This window comes from Nocardia yamanashiensis NBRC 100130 (assembly GCF_001613325.1).
GTDB classification, from domain to species: domain Bacteria; phylum Actinomycetota; class Actinomycetes; order Mycobacteriales; family Mycobacteriaceae; genus Nocardia; species Nocardia yamanashiensis.
Genome location: NZ_BDCD01000021.1, coordinates 239059 through 261670 on the forward strand (window position 1 = coordinate 239059; position 22612 = coordinate 261670).

The 22612-nt window shown below is 68.0% G+C and carries 22 protein-coding genes and 2 tRNA genes; 12 read left to right on the forward strand and 12 right to left on the reverse strand.

The features are described from left to right. The first annotated feature begins 4 nt into the window (after positions 1-4). Entirely contained in the window at positions 5-1906 is a 1902-nt protein-coding gene (locus NY1_RS25370; RefSeq protein ID WP_067718413.1) for a glycosyltransferase, read from the forward strand. A 45-nt stretch (positions 1907-1951) separates the two neighbouring features. Here NY1_RS25370 and NY1_RS25375 read toward each other — a convergent pair whose 3' ends face one another. Beyond that, positions 1952-2536 carry a TetR/AcrR family transcriptional regulator gene (locus NY1_RS25375; RefSeq protein WP_067718254.1) on the reverse strand — a complete coding sequence of 195 codons (585 nt, stop codon included), beginning with the start codon at positions 2534-2536 and terminating at the stop codon, positions 1952-1954. A 21-nt stretch (positions 2537-2557) separates the two neighbouring features. On the opposite strand from NY1_RS25375, the gene NY1_RS25380 reads away from it, so the two are divergent. Continuing rightward, positions 2558-2941 carry an SRPBCC family protein gene (locus NY1_RS25380; RefSeq protein WP_067718257.1) on the forward strand — a complete coding sequence of 128 codons (384 nt, stop codon included), beginning with the start codon at positions 2558-2560 and terminating at the stop codon, positions 2939-2941. Between the two features lie 69 nt (positions 2942-3010). Here the strand turns inward: NY1_RS25380 and NY1_RS25385 are convergent, their stop codons facing one another. Next, positions 3011-3859: an SDR family oxidoreductase gene (locus NY1_RS25385; RefSeq protein WP_067718260.1), complete on the reverse strand. Its 849-nt coding sequence runs from the start codon at positions 3857-3859 to the stop codon at positions 3011-3013. Between the two features lie 175 nt (positions 3860-4034). On the opposite strand from NY1_RS25385, the gene NY1_RS25390 reads away from it, so the two are divergent. Together NY1_RS25390 and NY1_RS25395 are read left to right on the forward strand one after the other, a co-directional pair. Beyond that, positions 4035-5219, forward strand: coding sequence for a serine hydrolase domain-containing protein (locus tag NY1_RS25390; RefSeq protein ID WP_067718263.1), 1185 nt, complete (start codon positions 4035-4037; stop codon positions 5217-5219). An 11-nt stretch (positions 5220-5230) separates the two neighbouring features. Beyond that, complete coding sequence (locus NY1_RS25395; RefSeq protein ID WP_067718265.1) at positions 5231-6727, forward strand: alpha/beta hydrolase; 1497 nt, start codon at positions 5231-5233, stop codon at positions 6725-6727. 145 nt (positions 6728-6872) lie between these two features. Here NY1_RS25395 and NY1_RS25400 read toward each other — a convergent pair whose 3' ends face one another. The 8 genes from NY1_RS25400 to NY1_RS25430 form a co-directional block, all read right to left on the reverse strand. After that, positions 6873-7517: a response regulator gene (locus tag NY1_RS25400; protein WP_067718268.1), complete on the reverse strand. Its 645-nt coding sequence runs from the start codon at positions 7515-7517 to the stop codon at positions 6873-6875. Between the two features lie 51 nt (positions 7518-7568). Next, positions 7569-8846, reverse strand: a complete 1278-nt coding sequence (locus tag NY1_RS25405; protein WP_267888443.1) for a sensor histidine kinase — start codon at positions 8844-8846, stop codon at positions 7569-7571. Between the two features lie 127 nt (positions 8847-8973). Continuing rightward, positions 8974-9144, reverse strand: coding sequence for a hypothetical protein (locus NY1_RS43135; RefSeq protein WP_157762474.1), 171 nt, complete (start codon positions 9142-9144; stop codon positions 8974-8976). Further along, positions 9141-10244, reverse strand: a complete 1104-nt coding sequence (rsgA, locus tag NY1_RS25410) for a ribosome small subunit-dependent GTPase A (RefSeq protein WP_067718273.1) — start codon at positions 10242-10244, stop codon at positions 9141-9143. The genes NY1_RS43135 and rsgA overlap by 4 nt, the downstream gene beginning before the upstream one ends. A 239-nt stretch (positions 10245-10483) precedes the next feature. Continuing rightward, positions 10484-11407 (reverse strand): galactofuranosyltransferase GlfT1, encoded by a 924-nt coding sequence (gene glfT1, locus NY1_RS25415; protein ID WP_067718276.1) that lies wholly within the window; start codon positions 11405-11407, stop codon positions 10484-10486. Continuing rightward, positions 11404-12225 carry a galactan export ABC transporter ATP-binding subunit Wzt/RfbE gene (gene wzt / locus NY1_RS25420; RefSeq protein ID WP_067718278.1) on the reverse strand — a complete coding sequence of 274 codons (822 nt, stop codon included), beginning with the start codon at positions 12223-12225 and terminating at the stop codon, positions 11404-11406. The genes glfT1 and wzt overlap by 4 nt, the downstream gene beginning before the upstream one ends. Positions 12226-12232: 7 nt before the next feature. After that, positions 12233-13066, reverse strand: a complete 834-nt coding sequence (gene wzm / locus NY1_RS25425) for a galactan export ABC transporter permease subunit Wzm/RfbD (RefSeq protein ID WP_233434471.1) — start codon at positions 13064-13066, stop codon at positions 12233-12235. Between the two features lie 224 nt (positions 13067-13290). Beyond that, positions 13291-13884 (reverse strand): bacterial proteasome activator family protein, encoded by a 594-nt coding sequence (locus NY1_RS25430; RefSeq protein WP_174567219.1) that lies wholly within the window; start codon positions 13882-13884, stop codon positions 13291-13293. Positions 13885-13998: 114 nt separating this feature from the next. Here NY1_RS25430 and NY1_RS25435 point away from each other — a divergent pair, with 114 nt between their 5' ends. Next, positions 13999-15204: a cysteine desulfurase-like protein gene (locus NY1_RS25435; protein ID WP_067718284.1), complete on the forward strand. Its 1206-nt coding sequence runs from the start codon at positions 13999-14001 to the stop codon at positions 15202-15204. Here NY1_RS25435 and NY1_RS25440 read toward each other — a convergent pair. Further along, positions 15201-16190 (reverse strand): NAD(P)H-quinone oxidoreductase, encoded by a 990-nt coding sequence (locus NY1_RS25440; protein ID WP_067718286.1) that lies wholly within the window; start codon positions 16188-16190, stop codon positions 15201-15203. The genes NY1_RS25435 and NY1_RS25440 overlap by 4 nt on opposite strands. A 254-nt stretch (positions 16191-16444) precedes the next feature. Between NY1_RS25440 and NY1_RS25445 the strand changes: the two genes are divergently transcribed. The 5 genes from NY1_RS25445 (at position 16445) to NY1_RS25465 (ending at position 20481) form a co-directional block, all read left to right on the forward strand. Further along, positions 16445-17620 (forward strand): lactate 2-monooxygenase, encoded by a 1176-nt coding sequence (locus NY1_RS25445; protein ID WP_067718289.1) that lies wholly within the window; start codon positions 16445-16447, stop codon positions 17618-17620. A 124-nt stretch (positions 17621-17744) separates the two neighbouring features. Further along, positions 17745-18179: a MarR family winged helix-turn-helix transcriptional regulator gene (locus tag NY1_RS25450; RefSeq protein ID WP_084535334.1), complete on the forward strand. Its 435-nt coding sequence runs from the start codon at positions 17745-17747 to the stop codon at positions 18177-18179. A gap of 64 nt (positions 18180-18243) precedes the next feature. Then, positions 18244-18331, forward strand: a tRNA-Ser gene (locus NY1_RS25455). A 10-nt stretch (positions 18332-18341) separates the two neighbouring features. Continuing rightward, positions 18342-19406 (forward strand): Nickel transporter NicT, encoded by a 1065-nt coding sequence (gene nicT, locus NY1_RS25460; protein ID WP_067718292.1) that lies wholly within the window; start codon positions 18342-18344, stop codon positions 19404-19406. Positions 19407-19428: 22 nt separating this feature from the next. Next, on the forward strand, positions 19429-20481 hold the full coding sequence (locus NY1_RS25465) for an alpha/beta hydrolase (RefSeq protein WP_067718296.1): 1053 nt from the start codon (positions 19429-19431) through the stop codon (positions 20479-20481). A 7-nt stretch (positions 20482-20488) separates the two neighbouring features. On the opposite strand, the gene hisC is transcribed toward NY1_RS25465, so the two are convergent. After that, a complete protein-coding gene (hisC, locus tag NY1_RS25470; protein ID WP_067718299.1) occupies positions 20489-21568 on the reverse strand; it encodes a histidinol-phosphate transaminase in 1080 nt (359 codons plus the stop codon). A 170-nt stretch (positions 21569-21738) separates the two neighbouring features. Here hisC and NY1_RS25475 point away from each other — a divergent pair, with 170 nt between their 5' ends. Both NY1_RS25475 and NY1_RS25480 read left to right on the forward strand, forming a co-directional pair. After that, complete coding sequence (locus NY1_RS25475; RefSeq protein ID WP_067718302.1) at positions 21739-22428, forward strand: dienelactone hydrolase family protein; 690 nt, start codon at positions 21739-21741, stop codon at positions 22426-22428. Positions 22429-22516: 88 nt separating this feature from the next. Further along, positions 22517-22606, forward strand: a tRNA-Ser gene (locus tag NY1_RS25480). The last annotated feature ends 6 nt before the right edge of the window (positions 22607-22612 follow it).

Genomic DNA, 22612 nt, shown 5'->3' on the forward strand with positions numbered 1-22612 from the left:
ATTCATGGACGCGTCGGCTGGCCAAGCCGTGACCGAGATCAACGACCGGCAGACCGCCGGAGCTCCGGCGACGCTACGTGCCGACCACGCCGCGCCCGAGCGGCTGGTGCTGGCCCGCGGCGTCTTCACCGGACCCGCGCCGAAGATCAGCGATGAGCTGTACGCGGTCGTCAAGGGCGGCAAGGCGCGCCGGGAACGGCTGAGCCTGCAGCTGGACAAGGGCGCGCACGCGCACACCAATACCTACTTCGGGCGCTTCGCGGCCAGCTACTGGCAGCGCTGGACCAAGGTCACCGAGGTCGAGGTCGCCATGACGCTCGAGGTCGGCGGTAAGACCAAGGTGCGGCTCGCCGCCTCCGATATCGCCGGGCATCGGCGCGTCGTCGGCACCGCCGAGGTGCGCGAGAGCGGGCGCGTGGTGCTGGCCGCGCCGCTGGACATGTACATCGACGGCGGCGCGATGTGGGTGGAGATCGACGCCATCGGCGGCGAGGTCACCGTCAGCGATCTGGCCTGGACCGCGGCCGCGCCCGAGCAGGTGCGGCCGGTGGCCATCGCCATCTGCACCTTCAACCGGGCCCAGGACTGCGCGCACACCGTCGCCGCGCTCGCCTCCGATCCGACCGTGCTGTCGCTCATCGACGCGGTGTACGTGGTCGACCAGGGCACCGATCTGGTCGAGAACCAGCCGCTGTTCGCCGAGACCCAGCCCAAGTTCGGCGACAAGCTGCGCTACATCCGGCAGCCGAATCTCGGTGGGGCGGGCGGTTTCACGCGCGGCCTGTACGAGGTGTCGGCCGCCAACGAGCACGCCGACGTCATCCTGATGGATGACGACATCCTGTGCGAGCCCGAAACCGTCTTGCGCATGAACGCTTTCGCGAACCTGACCGTGGAACCCACCCTGGTGGGCGCGCAGATGCTGTTCCTGTTCAACCCCGACTACCTGAATGTCGGTGCGGAAGAGACGAATCTGGCCAAGCTGCGGCACGGCCAGAAGGTCTCCAAGGCGCTGCGCAACACCTCCATGCTCAAGAAGCATCAGGAACGGCGCGTGGACGCCGGCTACAACGCCTGGTGGACCTGCCTGATCCCGGCCGAGGTGGTCAAGCGGATCGGCCTGCCCGTCCCCATCTTCTTCCAGTGGGACGACGTCGAATACGGCCTGCGCGCCCGCGAGCACGGTTTCGTCACCGTCACGCTCCCGAACGCCGCGGTTTGGCACGCCGACTTCTACTGGAAGGACTTCGACGACTGGGCGCGCTACTTCTCCTCGCGCAACTCGCTCATCGTCTCCTCCCTGCACCACGATCTGGACCCCAAAGCCGTTACCCGCCAGCTCTTCCGGGAGATCGGCGAATACCTGGTCGGCATGCAGTACGGTCTGGCCCACACCACCCTGCAGGGCATCGAGGACTATCTGCGCGGCCCGGAAGCGTTGCGCGACGGCGGTATCGAGGCGCTGGCCAAGGCCCGCACCTCCCGCAACGACTACCCCGAGACCATCAAGCACCCGGTCTCGGCCACCGATATCCCCAACGCGCACCTGCATCTGCGCCGGGCCGGCGGCGAACCCAGCCGCCCCCTGCTCATCCTGTTCAAGCGCGCCCTCAACCAGTGGACCGGCCGCACCATCCCCGGCCCGGTCAGCGTCACCCGTGAGGACGCGCACTGGTGGCACATCGGCCTGTTCGACCAGGTCGTCGTCACCGACGCCTCCCAGTCGGGCGTCCGGATCCGCAAGCGCGACAAGGAAACCGCCCGCCGCCTGTTGATCCGCGCCTACCGCGTCCTCAAGCAGCTCCGCAAGGACCTGCCCAGCCTCCAGCAACGCTGGCGCGCGGCGCTGCCGGAACTCACCTCCCGTGAGAACTGGGAACGCCTCTACGGCATCGACCAGAAGTGACGTTCGAGCGGCCCGCGATCCGATGATCCCGGGCCGCTTGCCTTTTCACCGGCTCAGCAAGGTCCGGGTCGCGGCGGCGAGGTCTTCCTCCAGCCACTCGGGCAGGGTGTCCGCGTGGGCATGGCGGCGCAATGCCGCGTAGGGCAGATCCACCACGGCCCGGCTGACGGAGTCGATTTCGCGGGGTCCGTCCGAACCGAAGACGCCGCGCGCCACCCGGTGCAGCTGCTCGATGAGGGGCGCGTTCATCGTCGCGAGCCGGTCGCGGAATTCGGTGTCGGGGGCGCCGTCGAGCAGATCGCGGAAGCGCAGATTCAGCAGCAGCCGAGCGTCATCCGCGCATTCCCGGCCGAAGACGACCGAACCCACGGTCATGCCGACCGCGGCTTCCAGCGGGTCGTCGGTGTCCGTGCCCGCCATGACCCGCGACTGGAAGCGCTCCAGGGCGCGGATCCAGGCGGCGGTGAGCACGCCGTTCCGGTTGCCGAAGCGGTGATACAGCGTGCCCACCGGCGCGCCACTGGCCTCGGCGATGGCGGCGACGCTGGCCGCGCGCGGGCCGTCGCGCAGCACCAGCGTGCGGGCCGCGTCGAGGATCGTGTCCGTATCGTGCTTGCGAGGTGGCGCCATGTACTAGTACGTTCCTTCTATATGGAGCGTTTGCCCTATATCGATAGTCATTCCAGGGTAGTCACCGCCGATCCCGCGCACACCTGGGCTGCCCTGTTGCGCACGACCTGCAAGAACCCTGAAGATCTCAGCACACTGCCGCGCGGATTCGTGCTCGACGAGGCCGATCCCCCGCGACGATTGGTGGCGAAAGGGCGGCATTGGTTCTCGCGGTATCGGCTCACCTTCGAATTGGGCGAGGTGGAAGGCGGCCGCACCGAGCTCACCGCCATCAGTCACGCGGCGTTCCCGGGACTGCACGGGCGCGTCTACCGAGCGCTGGTCATCGGCAGCGGCGGGCACCGGCTCGTGGTGCGGGACATGTTGCGCCGCATCGCTGCAACCGCGGAAGCGAGCGCGGCGTGAATTCCGGGCCGCCGCGAGCCCGTCGGACTTGAAGCGGCCGGGCGTGAAGCACGCTCGGCCGCAGCGGAATCAGAGGAAAAGGTCCGTGGTCAGCGGCCCGTCACCCGGCGTCACCCGGTACTTGTCCAGATCGGTGATGCCGTGCGCGGCAAGGACTTCGTCGTCGATGAAGAAATTGCCGGTGGTGTCCTTGGCGGGTGAGGTGAGCACCAGATAGGCGGCATCGGCGTAGATGTCCGGGGTGCGGGAGGTGGAGACCATCTCGTCGCCGCCGAGCAGATTGCGCACCGCCGCCGTGGCGATGGTGGTGCGCGGCCACAGCGAGTTCACGCCGATCCCGTACTTGCGCAGCTCCTCCGCCAAACCCAGTGTGGTCAGCGACATTCCGTACTTGGCGATGGTGTAGCCGAGCGCGGTGCCCGCCCATTTCGGATCCAGGTTCAGCGGCGGAGACAAGGTCAGGATGTGCGGGTTGCGGCTCGCCTGCGCCGCATCCTTCAGCGCCGGAATGCACAGCTTGGACAGCAGGAAACTGCCGCGGCAGTTGATGTCCTGCATGAGGTCGTACTTCTTCATGGGCAGGACCTCGGTGGGGGACAGGTCGATCGCCGAGGCATTGTTCACCACCATGTCGATGCCGCCGAAGGTTTGAATCGTCCGCTGCACCGCTTCGGCCACCGCGCCGTCGTCGCGGATATCGCCGACGAATTTGAGCACGGTGCCGCCGGCCTGCTCCAGCTCGGCCGCCGCGGTGTGGATGGTGCCGGGCAATTTCGGATGTGGCGTATCGGTTTTCGCGATCAGCGTGACATTCGCGCCGTCGGCGGCCGCGCGTCTGGCGATCTCCAAACCGATTCCGCGACTGCCACCCGACATGATCATGGTCCGGCCCGCCAGCGGCTTCCGTGCATCGGTCATGGTCCGCTCCTGTTCTCAGGTTTCCCCCGCAATCGAGGGTAGTGCTGGCGCTACCACCGCGACGGGAGATCGCACTACCGGCAATTCGGGCGTGCGGGGCATGGGCGGCGCGGGCCCGGATTCCTAGGCTCGAAAGAGCCGGAGCACCCGGCCTGAACAGGAGGAATACCTTCCCATGAGGACTTTGCGGGGATACCGCGGCCGGATCGCGCTGGCCGGAATCGGCATGGCCGCCACGCTCGCGGCGGCGGCCTGCAGCACCGAGGTATCGGCGTCGGAGCCCGGCAAGCAGCAGTCGCAGACGCTGAACGAGGCCGTGGAAGCGGCGGCGCGCACCGGATTCCCGGGCATCCAGGTGGTGGTCAGCGGTCCGGACGGCACGCGCACCCTGACGGCCGGGGCGGGCGATGTGAGCACCGGCGCGCCGTTCCCGGACAACTCGCAGGTCCGAATCGGCAGCAATACCAAGACTTTCGTCTCGACCGTCATCCTGCAACTGGTCGCCGAGGGCAAGATCGACCTGGACGCGCCGATCGAGAAGTATCTGCCGGGCGTGGTGGCGGGCAACGGCAATGACGGCAACCGGATCTCGGTGCGCCAGCTGCTGCAGCACACCAGCGGACTGCCCGACTATCTGACCGCGGGCCCGGCCGATCCGCGCTGGGACCCGAGCAGTCCGATGGTGCGGGCCGATACCGAGCAGGCGCGCTGGACCGAACACCAGCCGGCCGATCTGGTGCGGGTCGCCATGAGCATGCCGCCGCAGTTCGAACCCGGCGCGAAGTCCGTGTACACCAATACCAACTACATCCTGGCGGGCATGCTCATCGACCGGGTCACCGGCAGCACCTACGCCGAGCAGATCCGCACCCGCATCCTGGAGCCGCTCGGCTTGCGCGACACCTACTTCCCCGAACCGCGCGAGACCGGCATTCGCGGCCCGCACGCACACGGCTACCAGAAGGTCGACGGCCAGCGGGTCGACTGGACCGAGCAGAACACCTCCTGGGGCGGCGCGGCCGGCGCCATGATCTCCACCGCGGCCGACCTGAACCGCTTCTTCACCGCCTTGACCCTGGAGGGCAAACTGCTGCCCGCCGCGCAGCTGGCCGAAATGCAGAAGACCGTGAGCTTCGACCGAATGCCCGGCGCCGGTTACGGATTGGGCCTGATCAAGCTGCCCTCCACGTGCGGCAAGACGGTGTGGGGCCACGGCGGCAGCATCCCCGGATTCGGCACCCGCAACGGCGTCGCGTCGGACGGCACCGCCGTCGTGGTCACGGTGAACGAGTTGCTGGACAGCGAAGCCGGATCCGTTGCGGTGCAGCAGGTATTCGACGCCGCGCTGTGCGGACGATGAGAGGAATCGGAATGCGTCGCGGTATTTTGTCGATCACCGCCCTGCTGACCATGGCCGGGGCCGTCGCCTGCGGAACCGGGAGCGAGCCCGCCGGCGAACCCATGGAGCGCTACACCGGTCAGCGACTGGAGTGGAAGGGCTGCGACAACGCCGCCCTGGATGCGGCGGGCGCGCAGTGCGCGGACGTCACGGTTCCGGTGAATTATGCCGAGCCGCAGGGGAAAACGATGACGGTGGCGATTTCCCGGATGCCGTCCACCGATCCGGCGCAACGGCGCGGGATCATGATGGGCAATCCGGGCGGCCCCGGCGGTCCCGGCCTCGATCAGATGATCGAGCTCAGCAAGGCCATGACCCCGGAGGTCCGGGCGCGCTACGACCTGATCGGCATGGACCCGCGCGGCATCGGGCGCTCCTCGGCCGTGAACTGCCAGTGGCCCACCGGATTCGGGCTGCGCTCCGGGGGCAATACCGCCGCGAGTTACGCGAAGAACGTCGCCGTGCAGTCCGATCTGGCGGCCCGGTGCGTGGCTGCCGAGGGAGATCGCCTGGTGCGCATCAACACTCGCGACACCGCGCGCGATATGGACCTGATCCGCGGGCTGCTCGGGGAGAACCGGATCAACTACTTCGGCACCTCCTACGGCACCTACCTGGGTGCGGTCTACGCCCAGATGTTCCCCGAGCGCACCGATCGCTTCGTCCTGGACAGCTCGGTCGATCCCTACCGCTACGGCCCCGTCGGCATGGTCCAGGACATGGGGCCCGTCAATGAGGCCGCCTTCGAGCTCTGGGCCGCGTTCACCGCCGCCCGCGACGCGGAATTCCGGCTCGGCGCGACCCCGGAAGCGGTGCGCGCCACCGTGATCGGCCTCATTCAGCGGTCCGGTGAACGCGCCATCCGCTACGGCGCTTTCGACCTCGACGATCAGACCTTGCCCATGGTGCTGTTCACCAAGATCGACGACCCGCGCAAGTACGAGGACCTGGCCATCACCATGCGCCAGATCGCCGACGCGGCCGCGGGCGCCGTCGTGGAACCCACCCCCGCGACCGAAGCCGCCCTGAAGGTCCTGCTGCACGCCGACCCGGCCGACGTCTCCCCGCAGATGGCCGTCATGTGCGGCGATGCCGGAGCTCCCCGCGACACCGCCTGGTACTGGACCAATATCGAAGCCGCCCGCTCCACCCAGCCCATCTTCGGCGCCCTGGCCAACAACATCACCCCCTGCGCCTTCTGGCCCGCGCCCGCCGAATCCCCCACGGTCATCGACAATTCCATCCCCATGCTGATCGTCCAGGCCACCGGCGACACCCGTACCACCTACGGCGCCGCCCAGGCCATGCACCGCGCCCTCAAAGGCTCCCGCATGGTCACCCTCGACAATGTCGCCATCCACAGCATCTACGGCAACTACCCCAACAAATGCGCCGAGGACGCCGTCAACACCTACTTCCGTGACGGCACCCTCCCGGCCGCCGACCTCACCTGCCGAGACGACAAGTGAGACCGGCCCGATGAGTACGAAAACCACAGCGCCCCGCCATATCCGGCGGGGCGTCGTGCTCCTGCTGCTGGTGCTGACGCGCCTGCTGGCCTGGGTCGTGCGCACCGTCGGCCTGGCGCTCGGCTACTGCGCGCGCCGGGTGCGCTCACGCATTGAGATAGGCGAGTACCGCCAGTACCCGGCGGTGCCCGGCTTCGTCGGCATGCAGTCCGAGCTTGGCGAAGATGCTCCGAATATGTTTCAGCACAGCGCCTTCCGAGACCACGAGGCGTTCGGCGATGGTCCCGTTGTCGTGTCCCTCCGCCATCAGGGCGAGTACTTCGCGCTCGCGAACGGTCAAGGCGGACAACGGGTCATCGGCTTTGCGCCGCACCAGGAGTTGCGAGATCACCTCCGGGTCCATGGCGGTTCCGCCCTCGGCCACCCGGCGCAGTGACTCCAGGAAGCGGTCTACCTTCCCGACGCGCTCCTTGAGCAGATAGCCCACCCCGCCCTGGCCGTCGCCGAGCAGTTCGGCGGCATAGCTGTCCTCGACCCACGCGGACAGCACCAGCACCGGCAGTCCGGGGTGAATCTCCCTGGCCCGCACCGCCGCCCGCAATCCGTCGTCGGTGAAGGTCGGCGGCATCCGCACGTCCACCACCACCGCGTCCGGCCGGTCCGCCGTCACGATCGCCAGGAAGTCCACGGCATTGTCGACCGCCGCCACCACCTCGATTCCGGCCGACCGCAACAACAACGCCAGCCCTTCCCGCAGCAGCGCGTCATCCTCGGCGATCACCACCCGCACGGCACACCCACTCCTGTCGTTCCGTCCGCCGCAGCATATTCCTTCCGGTCATCACAGTCCGCACGGCAGTTCCACTCGGACGAGGGTGGGCCCGCCGGGTGGGCTGGTCAGTACCATCCGCCCGTCCAAGGCCTCGGCCCGCCGCCGGATGCCCGCCAGCCCGCCGCCGTCGCTCTCGTGCGCGCCACCGTGCCCGTCGTCGCGCACCTCGACGGTCAGCACGGCCGCATCACCGCCGAGCGCGATCGAAAGATGTCCGGCCCCGGAATGTTTCGTCGCATTGGTGATCGCCTCGTTGATCACGAAGTACGCCGCCGCCTCCACCGCCGCCGGCCGCCGCACCAGCTCGCCCGTGCCACCGGCGAGTTCCACCGTGCACGGAATCGGACTGCGCGCCGCCAAGGCCGAGATCGCGCTGGCCAGGCCGCGATCGGCGAGCACCGGCGGATACACGCTGCGCACCACGTCCCGCAGTTCCGCCAGCGCCGCCGTCGCCGTGTCCTGCGCCTTCCGGACCATGTCGTCGGCCGCCCCCGGATCCCGCTGCCGCAGCGAATCGGCCAGCCCCAACTGCATGATCACCGCCGCGATCCGCGCCTGCGCCCCGTCGTGCAGATCCCGCTCGATGCGCCGCAACTCCGCCCCGTGCGCATCCAGGGCGGCCGCCCGCGTGGCCGTCAGTTCCGCCACCCGCACCGCCAGCCCCGCATCCGCCGACGGTCCCAGCAGCGCCCGCGCCACCTGCGCCTGCCAGCGCGCCACGGCCGGAATCTGCAAGGCCAGCCAGGCGGTCGGCAACCCCAGCAGCCCCGCCGCGATCGCCCGCGACCAGGAATTCGCCTCGAACCCGAACGTCACCAGCTGCCCGGCCGGCGCGGCCTGCCAGTACAGCGGAATGGTCAACTGCGCGATCGCGCCGATCGGCAGCGTGACGGCCAGCACGCCCAGCACGATCCCGGGCAGCACGTGCACCACCAGCCAAGCCACATCCCGCCGATTGGCCGGATCCCGCGCCACCGTGGCCAGCTTCGCCCCCAGCCCGCCCTCGAACGGCTCGTACCGCACCGTCAGCGGCTGCCCCAGCAACTTCCCGCTGCGCCGCCGGTCGAATTCCACCAGGGGCCGAATCAACCGCACCGCTTCCGGAATCGCCGGAATCCCGATCCCCACCAAACTCGCCGCCAGCACGATCAACAGCATGACCACCGCGATCAGCGCCAGCACCCCCGTGACCGTCCCCACCGCCAGATACGCCACCGCCCCCGGCAACAGCCGCAGCCGCGCACGCACCCACCCCCACCCGTGCACCGCCGCTCCATCCCGCTCCACCCACCGACCCTATCCCCGCCCACTCCACACCCCCCGCCACACCTCGACTGCTCTCGTAAAGACACATGTCCCACACAGAAAAGCACCCCGCCCGGACATCCGGACGGGGTGCTCGAAGGTGCCTGCCTCAGATCGGCCGGCCCACCGCCATGATCATGAAATCGGCTCGCAGCCGCTCGGCATCAGCCTGCCGGACGGCTCGTTCACTGTGATCCGCCATCCGCTGCAACGCGGCCTGGGCGAGCGCGGCTTCGAAGGCGAGGGCCTTGAGGGCGGCACGCAGATATGGTGCGCTCATCGCTTTCCTCCTCGTTCCTTGTACATACGACGCTGTGCTTTGTTGATGTCCTTCCAGACCTTCTTGCGCTCGGCGCGCAAGCGGTTGTCGGTCCGGGCGGCCATCCATTCGTTCTCGCGCGAGAGCTTGTTGTAGGAATCCAGCCGGCGCTGGGGGAGCGCCCCGGCGTCGATCGCCTCCCGCACCGCGCACCCCGGTTCGCCGTGGTGCCCGCAATCGGCGAAACGGCAAGCCGCGGCTAGGGATTCGATATCGCTGAAAGTGCGGCCGATGCCTTCGGCGGCGTCCCACAGACCCACCGAGCGCAACCCCGGGGTGTCGATGAGCGCCCCGCCGGTAGGCAGTGGACGCAGTTCGCGATGCACGGTGGTGTGCCGCCCGCGCTTGTCGCCGTCGCGAACCGCGTTGGTGGCGAACACTTCCGACCCGAGCAGCGCATTGGCCAGGGTGGACTTGCCCGCACCGGACGGTCCGATCAGAGCGACGGTGCCGTCCAGGACGGCGGTCAGCGTTTCCATGCCGAACCCGCTGGACGCGCTCACCGCGACCACGGTCGCGCCGGGCGCGGCGGCCCGCACCGCGTCGAGCGAAAGATCCGGTGCGAGATCGGCTTTGGTGAGCACCACCACCGGCTGCGCCCCCGATTCCCAGGCCAGCGCGAGCAGTCGCTCGATGCGCCCGAGATCCACATCGCCGTCGCCGGCCGTGCACACCAGCACGGTGTCCACATTCGCGGCCAGCACCTGCTCGGCGGAGCGGGCGCGGGAATCGGAATGCCCGGAGACGGCGGCCCGCACGATGGCGGTCCGGCGCGGCAGCAATCGCCGCACCATGCGACCCGAGTCGATGGCCACCCAATCGCCGGTGGTCAGGCCATTGATCTCGGAATTGGCGGGCGGGCACTGGGCCCGCACCACGGCCGCCGACAAGCGGCTCTGGTAATCAGCGGTGGGAAGTGGTGCGGCGACGTCGCATTCGCTGCGATCCATGCGGATCACACGCGCGGGAATCAGGTTGTCGCCGAGCAGCGGCAGGTATGCGGCGGCGAGCGCCGGGGTCCAGCCGTAAGGGGTGAGCAGGTCGAGGTCGACCGATGCCATTTCGAGGAGTCCTTCGTCGGGCCGAGCCCGAAGACGGACTCAGCGCGGGGAAATCGAGGTGGATACACGTGGTGCGCCGAAGCGCGCGGGCACGGCAATCCGCACAGTCGTCTTCACGAAATCCACCTCCTTCAACTCCCTCGAGTGCCACCGAACTCATGTGGTGGGCACGACGCCGATAAGAACGTCACTACTCTGACAGGCCGCCCCCGCCCGCCGCAACCGAATTAAATCCGGGCCTAGACCTGCGGTTTGTGGAACTGCTCGCGCCGCCCCTGGCGCTGCAGCCGCAGCCACTCCAGCAGCCCCGACGGGTTCTTCTGCTGGATCAGGAAGAACCATCCGAACCGGGCCAGCTCCTGCGGCAACAGCTTCCGCATCCCCGGCTGCGACATCAGGTACCCGCGATTGCGATAGGTGAAGTACCGCTTCACCGGATCGTCCGGGTACTGGGTGTGCATGCGCCCGCCCAGGATCGGCTTGAACTCCTCCGAACCATTGGGATGCAGGTAGGCGGTCTGCAGACAGGTGCCGAACGGCAGTCCGGACCGCACCAGCCGGCGATGCACCTCGACCTCGTCGCCGCGCACGAACAGCCGCAGATCCGGCACGCCGATCACGTCCACCGCCTCGGCGGAGATGAGCGCGCCGTTGAACAGCGAGGCGATGCCCGGCAGGAAATCCTCGTCGCCGAGCTCCGAGCGCAGCCGCCGCCACACCACGCCGCGGCGCAGCGGGAAGGCCAGCCGGTCCGGATCGTCGATATCGGCCACCACCGGCGACACCTCGACCAGTTCGTACTTCTTGGCGCAATCGAACAGCGTGGCAAGCACTTCCGGCCCGTCCGGCCGCCCGTCGTCGTCGGCCAGCCACACCCAGTCCGCGCCCATGGTCAGCGCGTGCAGCATGCCGAGCGCGAAACCGCCCGCGCCGCCCAGATTGTGTTCCGAACCGAGATAGGTGGATTCGATCGGCTGCTGTTTGACCAGCTCCCCGACCTCGGCCTCGTTGCCGTTGTCCACCACGATCAGATGGTCGATCTGCCGCGTCTGGGTGGCCAGCACCTTCAGCGATTCGGCGAGCAGTTCCCGGCGTTTATGGGTGACGACGATGGCGACAATGCGCGCATCGTCGGCGAAATAGGGTTTGGGCGACTCGCTCATGCGGGATTCCGTTCCGGTTCACGTTCACGTTCCAGATCCCGCAGCACCTGCGCCACGTGATCACCCGCCTCCGGGCCCTCGTAGGCTCGCACGACCTCCTCGATACCGCCGTGCATGCGCACATTGCCGTGGTCGATCCACAGCGCGGAATCGCAGAGCTGGGCGAGGAATTCGTTGGAGTGCGAGGCGAACACCAGAATGCCGGAGCGGGACACCAGCTCCTGCAGGCGGATTCGAGCCTTCTTCATGAATTCCGCGTCCACCGCGCCGATGCCCTCGTCGAGCAGCAGGATTTCCGGATCGATGGAGGTCACCACGCCCATGGCCAGCCGCACCCGCATACCGGTGGAGTAGGTGCGCAGCGGCATCGCGAGATATTCGCCCAGTTCGGTGAATTCGGCGATCTCGTCGATTTTGGACATCATCTGCTTACGTGTCTGCCCGAGGAACAGTCCGCGAATAATGATGTTGTCGTACCCGGAGATCTCCGGATCCATGCCGACGCCGAGATCGAATACCGGGGCCACCCGACCGCGAATCCGGGTGGAGCCGCGGGTGGGTTCGTAGATGCCCGAAAGCAGCCGCAGCAGCGTCGATTTGCCCGCGCCATTGTGGCCGACCAGACCGACCCGGTCGCCTTCCTTGAGCGACAGGTTGATATCGCGCAGCGCTTCGACGACCACCACATCGGACTGATTGCGCCCGATGGAACCGCCGGCCTTGCCCAGGAACGCCTTCTTCAGCGATCTGGATTTGGCGTCGAAGATCGGGAATTCCACCCACGCGTTCTGGGCCTCGATACTCACATGGTCTGTCATTGAGCCTTCACACCCAGTAGGGGACGCGGGAACGGTATTGCTTCATAGCCAGTATCGCGACTATCCAGCCGACGGCGGTGAAGGCCAGCACGATGGCCCAGTGCCGCCACACGATCGGATCACCCAGCAGCGGCGCGCGCACGATCTCCAGGTAGTGGTAGGTCGGCACCAGTTCGATCAGCCGCGCCCGCTCGCTGACCTGACCGCCTTGATCGTGCAGTACCTTCGCCGACCACATGACCGGGGTGAGCACGAACAGCATGCGGGTGAGCGAACCGAGGATCGGCGCGATATCGCGGTAGCGGGTGCTGAAGATGCCGAAGGCGATGGACACCCACATGGCGTTCAGGAACAACAGCAGGATCGCCGGGATCACGAGGAAGACCGACCAGTCGAGGTCGCGCCAGATCGCGAAACCCACCAGCATCACCAGATAGATGACCAGGTTGTGCGCGAAGAACAGGAACTGCCGCCACACCAGGCGATACACGTGCACGCTCAGTGCCGACGGCAGCTGTTTGATCAGGCCCTCGTTGGCGATGAACACGTCCGAGCCCTCGAGGATGCTGGCCTCGATCACATTCCAGACGATGATGCCGACCGTGACGTACGGCAGGTACTCGCGCAGCGGCTGGGCCAGCAGCGTGGCATAGAGCAGGCCGATGGCCGCCGCCTGCACCGCCGTGGAAATGGTGATCCAGAAGGGTCCGAGCACCGAGCGGCGATAGCGCTGCTTGATGTCCTGCCAGCCGAGCGAGAGCCATAGTTCACGCTGGCCGAATCCGTCGCGGAAGTCCTTGAACGCGCGACGGAAGGTCTGGGAGTCCGACACTAGAGGCACCGGTTCGGTATCCGTTCTAGCTTCGGCGGCAGCCGAGTCGGCGGGGGCAGCAGCAGGCACAGCACCCGACCTTATCTGTTCCGCCTCTCCGCGTCTTCAACGCCGGGCTTTCATCCGCCGACTGTCCTGCATGCGTGCCGGCGGTCGGGTTACCCCCCTATTTTGGGCGTACCCAGGGAGTTACCCCGACCGCTGCGAAATCAGTTGTCGCGTTCCGATCGGGCTCAGAGGTACTGGCCGCCCGAACTGCCCTGCTGCCGCGGATCCACATGCGTCACGCCGGGCGGGAGCGCCTGGCGCATTTGCTCGAGTTGGGCGCGGGCCGCCATCTGCTGAGCGAACAGTGCGGTCTGTATTCCGTGGAAGAGGCCTTCCAGCCAGCCCACCAGCTGCGCCTGGGCGATGCGCAGTTCCGCGTCGGAGGGAATCTGGTCCTCGCTGAAGGGGAGCGCGAGACGTTCCAGTTCTTCGCGCAGTTCGGGGGCGAGACCCTGTTCCAGCTCGCGCACCGAGGTCTTGTGGATTTCCCGCAGCCGGGTGCGCGCGGCGTCGTCGAGTGGGGCGTGCCGGACTTCCTCCAGCAGTTGTTTGATCATGGTGCCGACGCGCATGACCTTGGCGGGCTGTTCCACCATGTCGGCCAGCGTTTCTTCTTTTTCGCCGGTTTCGTCCGAATTATCCTCGCCGACAACCTGTCCGGTGAGCTCGACCGGTTCTCCGCTCGCACCACCCGGCAGCGCGCTCGCCGGAATCAGCAGTGGTTTTCCCTCGGGTCCGATCACCACAATGGATTCCGGTGTCCCATCCGATTGCGTCATGTTCCCCATCATGCCCTGTATGCCCCATCCGGCCTTCGGCTGTCGCGAGTATCGGCTCCGCCAAACACCCCACACCATTACCGCGCCCAGCCCCTTCCCTTTAGAGTGGCCAGCATGACTTACGACGTCGCAAGGGTGCGGGGCCTCATACCGTCCCTGGGCGACGGCTGGATCCACCTCGACCCGCAAGCGGGCATGCTGGTCCCGGATTCGGTATCGCGAGCCGTCTCAACGGGTTTCCGAACCTCCGCCTTCTCGCACACCAACCGGCACGGCGCGGCCAAACGCAGCGCCGCCATCCTGGAAGCGGCGCGCGAGGCGGTGGCGGACCTGGTGGGCGCGGATCCGGCGGGCGTAGTACTCGGACCCGACCGCGCGGTACTGCTGGCCTGGCTGGCCGAATCGCTGAGTTCCCGGCTGGGTCTGGGCACCGGAATCGTGCTGTCGCGCCTGGATGACGAAGCCAATGTCGCGCCCTGGCTGCGCATCGCCAATCGCTATGGCGCGCATGTGCGCTGGGCCGAAGTGGAGATCGAGACCTGCGAGATGCCGGCCTGGCAGTTCGAGGAGCTCATCGGCCCGACCGCGCGCCTGGTCGCGCTGACCGCGGCCTCGCCGATCGTCGGATCGGCCCCGGCCGTGCGGGTCGCGGCCGACCGGGTGCACGAGGTCGGCGGTTTACTGGTCGCCGACTGCTTCGGCGCCGCGCCGTACGCGCTCATCGATATCGACGAACTCAATGCCGACGTGATCGCGCTGAGCGCGCCCGCGTGGGGTGGCCCGCAGATCGGCGCGCTGGTCTTCCGTGATCCCGCGTTCCTGGACCGCATTCCGTCCATGTCCCTGAATCCCTATGCCAAGGGCGCGGAACGGCTCGAAGTCGGCGGGCACCAGTACGCGCTGCTGGCCGGGCTCACCACCTCCATCGACTATCTGGCCGGGCTCGACGAGCAGGCCAAGGGGACCCGGCGCGAGCGCCTGGAAGTCTCGATCACCTCGCTGCAGGACTACCACGATCAGCTCTTCGAGCATTTGATGTCGGTACTCGACGAGATCCCCAACCTGACCGTCATCGGCCGCGCTTCGACCCGCATTCCCACGGTCAGCTTCACCATCGCGGGCATGCAGGCGGAGAAGGTGTCGGCCAAGCTCGCCGACGCCCGCATCGGCACCCTGAGCGGATCGCACGGCGGCAGCCGGCTGCTGGACGCGCTCGGCGTCAACGACGAGGGCGGGGCCGTCACCATCGGCTTGGCCCCGTACACAACCAAATTCGAGATCGATCAGCTCGGTCGCGCCCTCACCGCGCTCGACACCTAGTCGCGGATCCGCAGAATCACCTTCCCGAACGATTCCGGGGAGTCGAGCAGTTTGTGCGCGGCGGCGGCATCGGTGACCGGCACTTCGGCCGAGATGACCGGCACGATGGTGCCGTCGGAGATCAACGGCCAGACATGCCGGCGCAGTTCGGTGATGATCTCCGCCTTGGAACCCTTGCCGTGTTCGGGGCGGCGGCGCAGGTTGGTGGCGTGGATCGCGCCGCGCTTGCCCAGCAGCGTGGCCAGGTTCAGTTCCGCCTTCACCCCGCCCTGCATGCCGATGATCACCAGATGCCCGTCCTCGGCCAGCACCTCCACATTGCGCTCCAGGTAGGCCGCGCCCATATTGTCGAGAATGATGTCCACGCCCGGATATTCGGCGTGCAGCACGGTCACGAAATCGTGCTCCTTGTAATTGATCGTGACCGTCGCGCCCAATTCCCGGCAGCGCTCCAGCTTGTAGTCCGATCCGGCGGTCACTGCCACCCGCGCGCCCAGCGCCCGCGCCACCTGGATGGCATGCGTGCCGATACCGCTGCCGCCGCCGTGAATCAGCAGCAAATGCCCCGAATGCATGCCCGCGGTCATCACCAGGTTGGACCACACCGTGGCCGCCACCTCCGGTAGCGCCGCAGCGGCCGCCAGGTCCAGGCCCTCCGGCACCGGCAGCACCTGGGTCTCCGGCACCAGGACCCGCTCGGCGTACCCGCCGCCGGACAGCAGTGCGCACACCTTGTCGCCTTTGCGCCAATCGCGCACTCCGGCACCGACTTCCGCGACCACACCCGAGCATTCCAAGCCCAGCGTCTCGCTCGCCCCCGGCGGCGGCGGATAGAAACCCTGCCGTTGCAGCAGGTCCGCGCGGTTCACCCCCGCCGCCACCACATCGATCAACACCTCACCCGGCCCGGGCGCGGGCAGATCGTCCACCTGCGCCCACTTCATCACCTCGGGCTCACCGAAACCGTCCAGCGTCACCGCATACATGAATTCGAGCCTACGACCCGCGCCCGGCGATTACTGTCAGGCAAGGCTCGGGGAGGGCACAGCATCCTGTCAGCTTTTCCGGGCATCGTGGAATTACGGCCGACAGACAGGAGATTCCATGATCGGCATCATCACCACCCTGGCCGCCCTGACCATTCTCACCGTCATGGCGATATCGGGTTCCGTCGCGGCGCATTCGCCGCGCGCCCTCGTTCGCGTCCGGCGCAGGTGATCGCGGACTACCGTTTGCCTGCATGAGCAGTTTCGTCGATTTCCAGAACGAGATCTACCTGCAGGGCCTCGCCGGCGTCGTCCCCGCGCTACCGATGACCGCGGCCGGACTGGAGCAGCGGGCCCGGGAAGTTCTGGAACCGGCCGCGTTCAATTACGTATTCGGCAGCGCGTCCGCGGAACGGACCGCGCACGCCAACCTCGCCGCGTTCGAGAAATACCGGCTGCTGCCGCGGGTGTGGCGGGGCGCGACCGCGCCCGGTGCCCGGGACCTGTCGGTCGAAGTGCTCGGAACCCGGCTCGCCGCACCGATTCTCACCGCGCCCATCGGCGTGCTGGGCTTGCTGCACGAACAGGGCGAGACCGTGGTCGCCGACGTGACCCGGGAGCTCGGCATCGGCATGGTGCTGTCCACCGCCGCCTCTTCCACCATCGAGGACGCGGGCGCGGCGGCGGGCGACTGGTGGTATCAGCTGTACTGGCCCAATGACAACGAGCTGGCGCGGTCCTTCGTGGAGCGCGCCGAGAAGGCCGGGGCCAAGGCGATCGTGGTGACCGCCGATACGCCCAGCCTGGGCTGGCGGCCGCGCGATCTGGCGCTGGCGCACCTGCCGTTCCTGCAGGGCAAGGGCATCGCCAACTATCTGTCCGATCCGGTCTTCCGGGCCAAGCTCGCGACTGCGCCGGAGGAGTCCGAGGACGCCATGCGCGCGGCCGTCCTCACCTGGGTCGGACTGTTCGGCAATCATTCGCTGCGCCCCGCCGATATCGCGAAACTCCGTGACTGGACCGAACTTCCGATCGCGGTCAAGGGCGTCCTGCATCCCGATGACGCCCGCCAGGTGGTCGACGCCGGCGCCGACGCGGTGATCGTCAGCAATCACGGCGGCCGCCAGGTGGACGGGGCCGTCGGCGCGCTCGACGCCCTCCCCACCATCGTCGCCACCGTCGGCGATCGCGCCGATGTGCTCTTCGATTCCGGCATCCGCACCGGCTCCGATGTGATGATCGCGCTCTCCCTCGGCGCGAAAGCCGTCCTCTACGGCCGCCCCTGGGCCTACGGCCTCGGCCTCGCCGGCCGCGACGGCGTCAAGCACGCGCTGCGCTGCCTGCTCGCCGATTTCGATGCGGCCATGGGCCTTTCGGGCTGCACCGCCGTCACCGAACTGAGCCGCACGATGATCTCCAGCTTCCGCTGAAGACGCCCCCGGACGGGTGCGCCCGCACCGCTAGAATCAGGTTGTGGCGGTCGATTCCGGGGGCCGATCCCTGGCTGAACCGAGGTGGCTCACCCCGGAACAGCAGCGCGCCTGGCGGGCCTACATGGACGGCAGCCAGCGGCTGATGGCCGATCTCAATCGCCAGCTGCAACGCGACAGCGACCTGTCCTTCGCCGACTACCGCATCCTGGTCAAGCTCTCCGAAGCGCCCGGCCGGGCGCTGCGCATGAGCGATCTCGCCGACGGCGTGCTGTCCTCGCGCAGCCGCCTCACCCATCAGATCCGGCGGATGGAAGCCGAGCGCATGGTGCGCCGCACCGCCTGCGAGGACGACGGCCGCGGCGTGCTGGCCCAGCTCACCGACGAGGGCCTGCGCCGATTGCGCGCCGCCGCCCCCGGGCACGTCGCCGCCGTCCGCCGCTTCTTCGTGGACCTGCTCACCCCGCAGCAGCTGGCCGCCGTCGCCGCCGCGCTGGATCTGGTCAATCTGGCCGCCGATCACCGCTCGGCCGCCAGGTCGGACCAGGATTTCGACTGAGGTCCGGAGAGCGGGCGCGGGACCGATCGAAGCCCGCTTTCCCATCCGCTAACATCGAACCCCTGGAAGCGTGGCAGAGCGGCCGAATGCAATCGCCTTGAAAGCGATCGTCGTGAGAGCGACCGGGGGTTCAAATCCCTCCGCTTCCGCCAATTCCAAACGATGAGGGTGTGTTTCGTGCGCGGTTGGATCGGAATGGGGCTGGCCGTCGCGGCACTGCACATCATCGGCTGGGGGATGTTGCTGTTCCTGGTCGTCCCCGGACACTACGAAGTGCAAGGCGCGGTGTTCGGGGTCGGCCTCGGACTCACCGCCTACACCCTCGGCATGCGGCACGCCTTCGACGCCGATCACATCGCCGCCATCGACAACACCACGCGAAAGCTGGTGGCGGAGAACGGGCGCGCCAAGACCCACACCGTCGGCTTCTGGTTCGCGCTCGGGCATTCCACCATCGTGTTCGTCATGGTCGGGCTGCTGGCGCTGGGCGTGCGCGCGCTGGCCGGGCCGCTGGAGGACGACGACTCGGCGCTGCAACGCTGGACCGGGCTGTGGGGGACCAGCATCTCCGGCAGCTTCCTGATCCTCATCGGGTTGCTGAATCTGGTGTCGCTGATCGCCATCTGGAAGGTGTACCGGCGCATGCGCGCGGGCAGCTTCGACGAGGCGCGGCTGGAACGGGAACTGGAATCGCGCGGCCTGCTGAACCGAATCCTCGGGCCGGTCATGAAACTGGTGCGCAAGCCCTGGCAGATGTATCCGGTGGGGCTGCTGTTCGGGCTCGGCTTCGACACCGTCACCGAGGTGGGCCTGCTGGTGATCGCGGGCGGCGCGGCTGCCACCGGTTTGCCGTGGTACTCGATCGTGGTGCTGCCCATACTGTTTTCGGCGGGCATGGCGCTGTTCGATTCGCTGGACGGCTCTTTCATGAGCTACGCCTACGACTGGGCGTTCGCGCGGCCGGTCCGCAAGATCTACTACAACCTGGTGATCACCGGGCTCTCGGTGGCGGTGGCGCTGCTCATCGGCACCCAGGAGATCATTTCGATCTTCGTCGAAAAACTGGACATCACAACGGGTTTGATGGCCTGGATCGGCAACCTCGATCTCGGCCACCTCGGCTTCATCATCGTGGGGCTGTTCCTGGGCACCTGGGTGATCGCCGTGGCGGTGTGGCGACTCACCGATATGGAGACTCGCTGGGAAAGAGACCTCGCCGCCGACTGATTCCATCTGGCACCATGGCAGCGTGGATCGCCGCCGTGTTGCACGGCGTCGCCTGGCCGGCGCCCTCGCCTGGGCCGCACTGTTGACCGGTGCGGCCGTTCTCTCACCCCCGCATGCCTTCTCGGAGCCGCCGGTGGAATCCGGCTCCAACGAGGAGTCGCCGCCCGCGGTCGATCCCGTGCACCCGTCGCGGGCCGCCATCCGCAGCATCTCCAACATCACCGAACGGCTGCTGCACGTCGAGGTCGCCTCGCCCGCCATGGGCAGAACCGTGGAAATCCAAGTGCTGCTGCCGGATCGGCGCGACGAGCCCAGACCGACCGTGTACATGCTCGACGGCCGCGCCGCCTCGCCCGAGGCCAACAACTGGACCGCGCGCGGGGGAGCGCTCGAGTTCTACGCCGACAAACCGGTGAACGTCGTCTTCACCCTGGGCGGCCCCGCCAGCTACTACACCGACTGGCTGCACGCGGACCCCAAACTCGGCACCAATCGCTGGGAAACCTTCCTCACCCGCGAACTGCCGCCCCTCGTCGACTCCCGCTTCGGCGGAAACGGGGCCAACGCGCTCGCAGGCGTGTCCATGGGCGCCGAGGCGGCCATGATGCTGGCCGTGCGCGCCCCGTGGCTGTATCGCGCCGTGGCGGCCCATTCCGGTTGTTACGCCATGAGTTCCGATTTCGGGCAGGCGCAGGCGCGGGCGGTGGTCGGCACCTTCGGCGGGGATCCGGACAATATGTTCGGGCCGTCGGACGATCCGCAGTGGGCGGCGCACGATGTGATGGCGCTGGCGGAACAGTTGCGCGGCAAGGCCATCTACCTGTCGTCGGGCAGCGGGTTCCCCGGCGAGCACGACATCCAGGGCAACCCGGACTTTCGCAATGCCGTCATGTTCGGCGGGCCGATCGAGGCGGGCGCGGCCATGTGCACCCGCCAATTCGCCGACCGGCTGGCGCAATTGGGGATCGGGGCGAACGTGAACCTGCGCCCCACCGGCACCCACTCCTGGCCCTACTGGACCGACGAGCTGCCGCGCTCCTGGCCGACCTTGGCGGCAGGGCTGGGGATCGCGTAGACGAGGGTCAGTTCGCGAAGCGCGCGACCACAGCCGGGTCGGTCGCGAAAGCGAGGAAGAAGTCGTTCTCGTGGCTGTCGCCCGCGGTCACGCGCACGCCGTCGGCGCCGTACGGCCGCACGATGACGCCCGCCTCGGTGCTGGCCGCGCCGAATTCGGCGCTCTTGTCACCGAGCGGCAGCCAGACGAAGTTCGCCTCGCTGCGCGGCACGGTGTAGCCCGCCGCGATCAGCGCGTCCCGCATCCGATCGCGTTCGGCCACAACGGCGTCCGTGCGCTCCAGCAGCTCGTGCCGTGCTTCCAGGGATGCGATGGCCGCCGCCTGCGCGACCCGGCTCACGCTGAACGGGATGTGCACCTTCATGAGCGCGGTGATCACCTCGGGCGCGCCGACCGCGTAGCCGACGCGCAGCCCGGCCAGCCCGTACGCCTTCGAGAAGGTCCGCAGCACCAGCACATTCGGCCGGTTGCGGCCCAGCTCCACGCCGTTCGGGAAGTCCTCGGCGGGAATGCGCACGTATTCGTAGTACGCCTCGTCCAGCACCACCAGCACGTTCGACGGCACCGCATCAAGGAACTTCTCGATGGCGGCCCGGCCGTGCGCGGTGCCGGTCGGATTGTTCGGATTGCACACGAACACAACTCGGGTGTTCGGCGTCACCGCCGCCGCCAGCGCGTCCAGATCGTGCGCGTAACCGTGGTCCAGCGGAATCTGCACCGCGGTCGCCCCGGCCACCCGGGTGACGATCGGGTACGCCTCGAACGAGCGCCAGGCGAACAGCACCTCGTCGGTCGGCGCGCCACAGGTGATCTGCACCAGCTCCTGGCACAGCGCCACGCTGCCGCAGCCCGCCGCCACGTTCTCGACCTCGACGCCCACGAATTCGGCGATGGCCGTCCGCAATTCGACGGCGGCGTTGTCGGGATAGCGATTGGACAGCTCGACGGCCTCGGCGATCGCCTTCGTCACCGACGGCAGCGGCGGGAAGGTGGTCTCATTGCTGGCCAGCTTGACCGCGCCCGGCTGGGTGCGGCCGGCCACGTACGCCGGAATGGCCTCGAGATCCGGGCGGATGTGCGCGCTCACCCCTCCACCCTAAGCGGCGCGCGGGATGTGCTGGCGCCGAGCCTGGTCGGCGGCTGCCCGATGCTGCCGACGGGATAGCCGGAACCGGCACGCCGCCGAAAAATATCCGGATTGCCCGTCGTGCCGGAATATTTATCCCGAACTTTACCTAGCATCACTACTCTGGCGTTATGTCGGGCGTTTACCGAGATCTAGCTCCTGTGCACGACACCACCACGGTCCCGGTCATGGTGCTCGAACCCGAGGGTCACGCCCGCGGCGGCATCGTGGTGCTGCACGAATCACGCGAATTCACCGAGCCATTGCTGGAGCTCATGCGCGCGCTGGCCGACGACGGCTGGACCGTGCTGGCCCCGGATCTGTTCCATCGCGACAACGGCACCATGCCCGAACGCGTCTTCGGCTCCGATCTGATCGAGGATTTCGACGCCTGCTTCGACTGGCTCACCGGACGCGGCGTCTTCCGCGACTGCATCGGCGTGCTCGGCTTCGACTCGGCCGGCACCGCCGCCGCGCTGGTCGCCACCGATCGCCGGGTCGGCGCGGTGGTCAGCGTCGCGGCCCCCGGCATCGAAACCCCGCTCACCCCACAGGCCGTCGCCCTGCTGGCCGCCGCGCCCACGCTGAAAGCCCCGTGGCTGGCCCTGTTCGGCGCCGACGACCCGCGTACCCCGCCCGAGCAGATCGACCGCCTGCGCGACGCCGCCGCCCGCGCCGACGTCGCCACCCTGGTGGTCACCTACCCCGGGCTGCACCACCGCCCCGACCATCCCGGTTTCGAGCCCGCCCCGCACGAGGACGATTCCACCCTCGACGCCCAGACCCGCATCTTCGATTGGTTCGACTCGCACCTGCGCTGACCAGCCGATTTGGCCTATTGGTCACCCGCTGTGTAATCTTCTGTCCCGGCGGTTCGAAAGGACCGGCGCCCTCGCAAGAAGGCAACCAGGAGGCGTGCCAGAGCGGCCGAATGGGACTCACTGCTAATGAGTTGTCCCTTCACGGGGACCGGAGGTTCAAATCCTCTCGCCTCCGCCAAGCCAG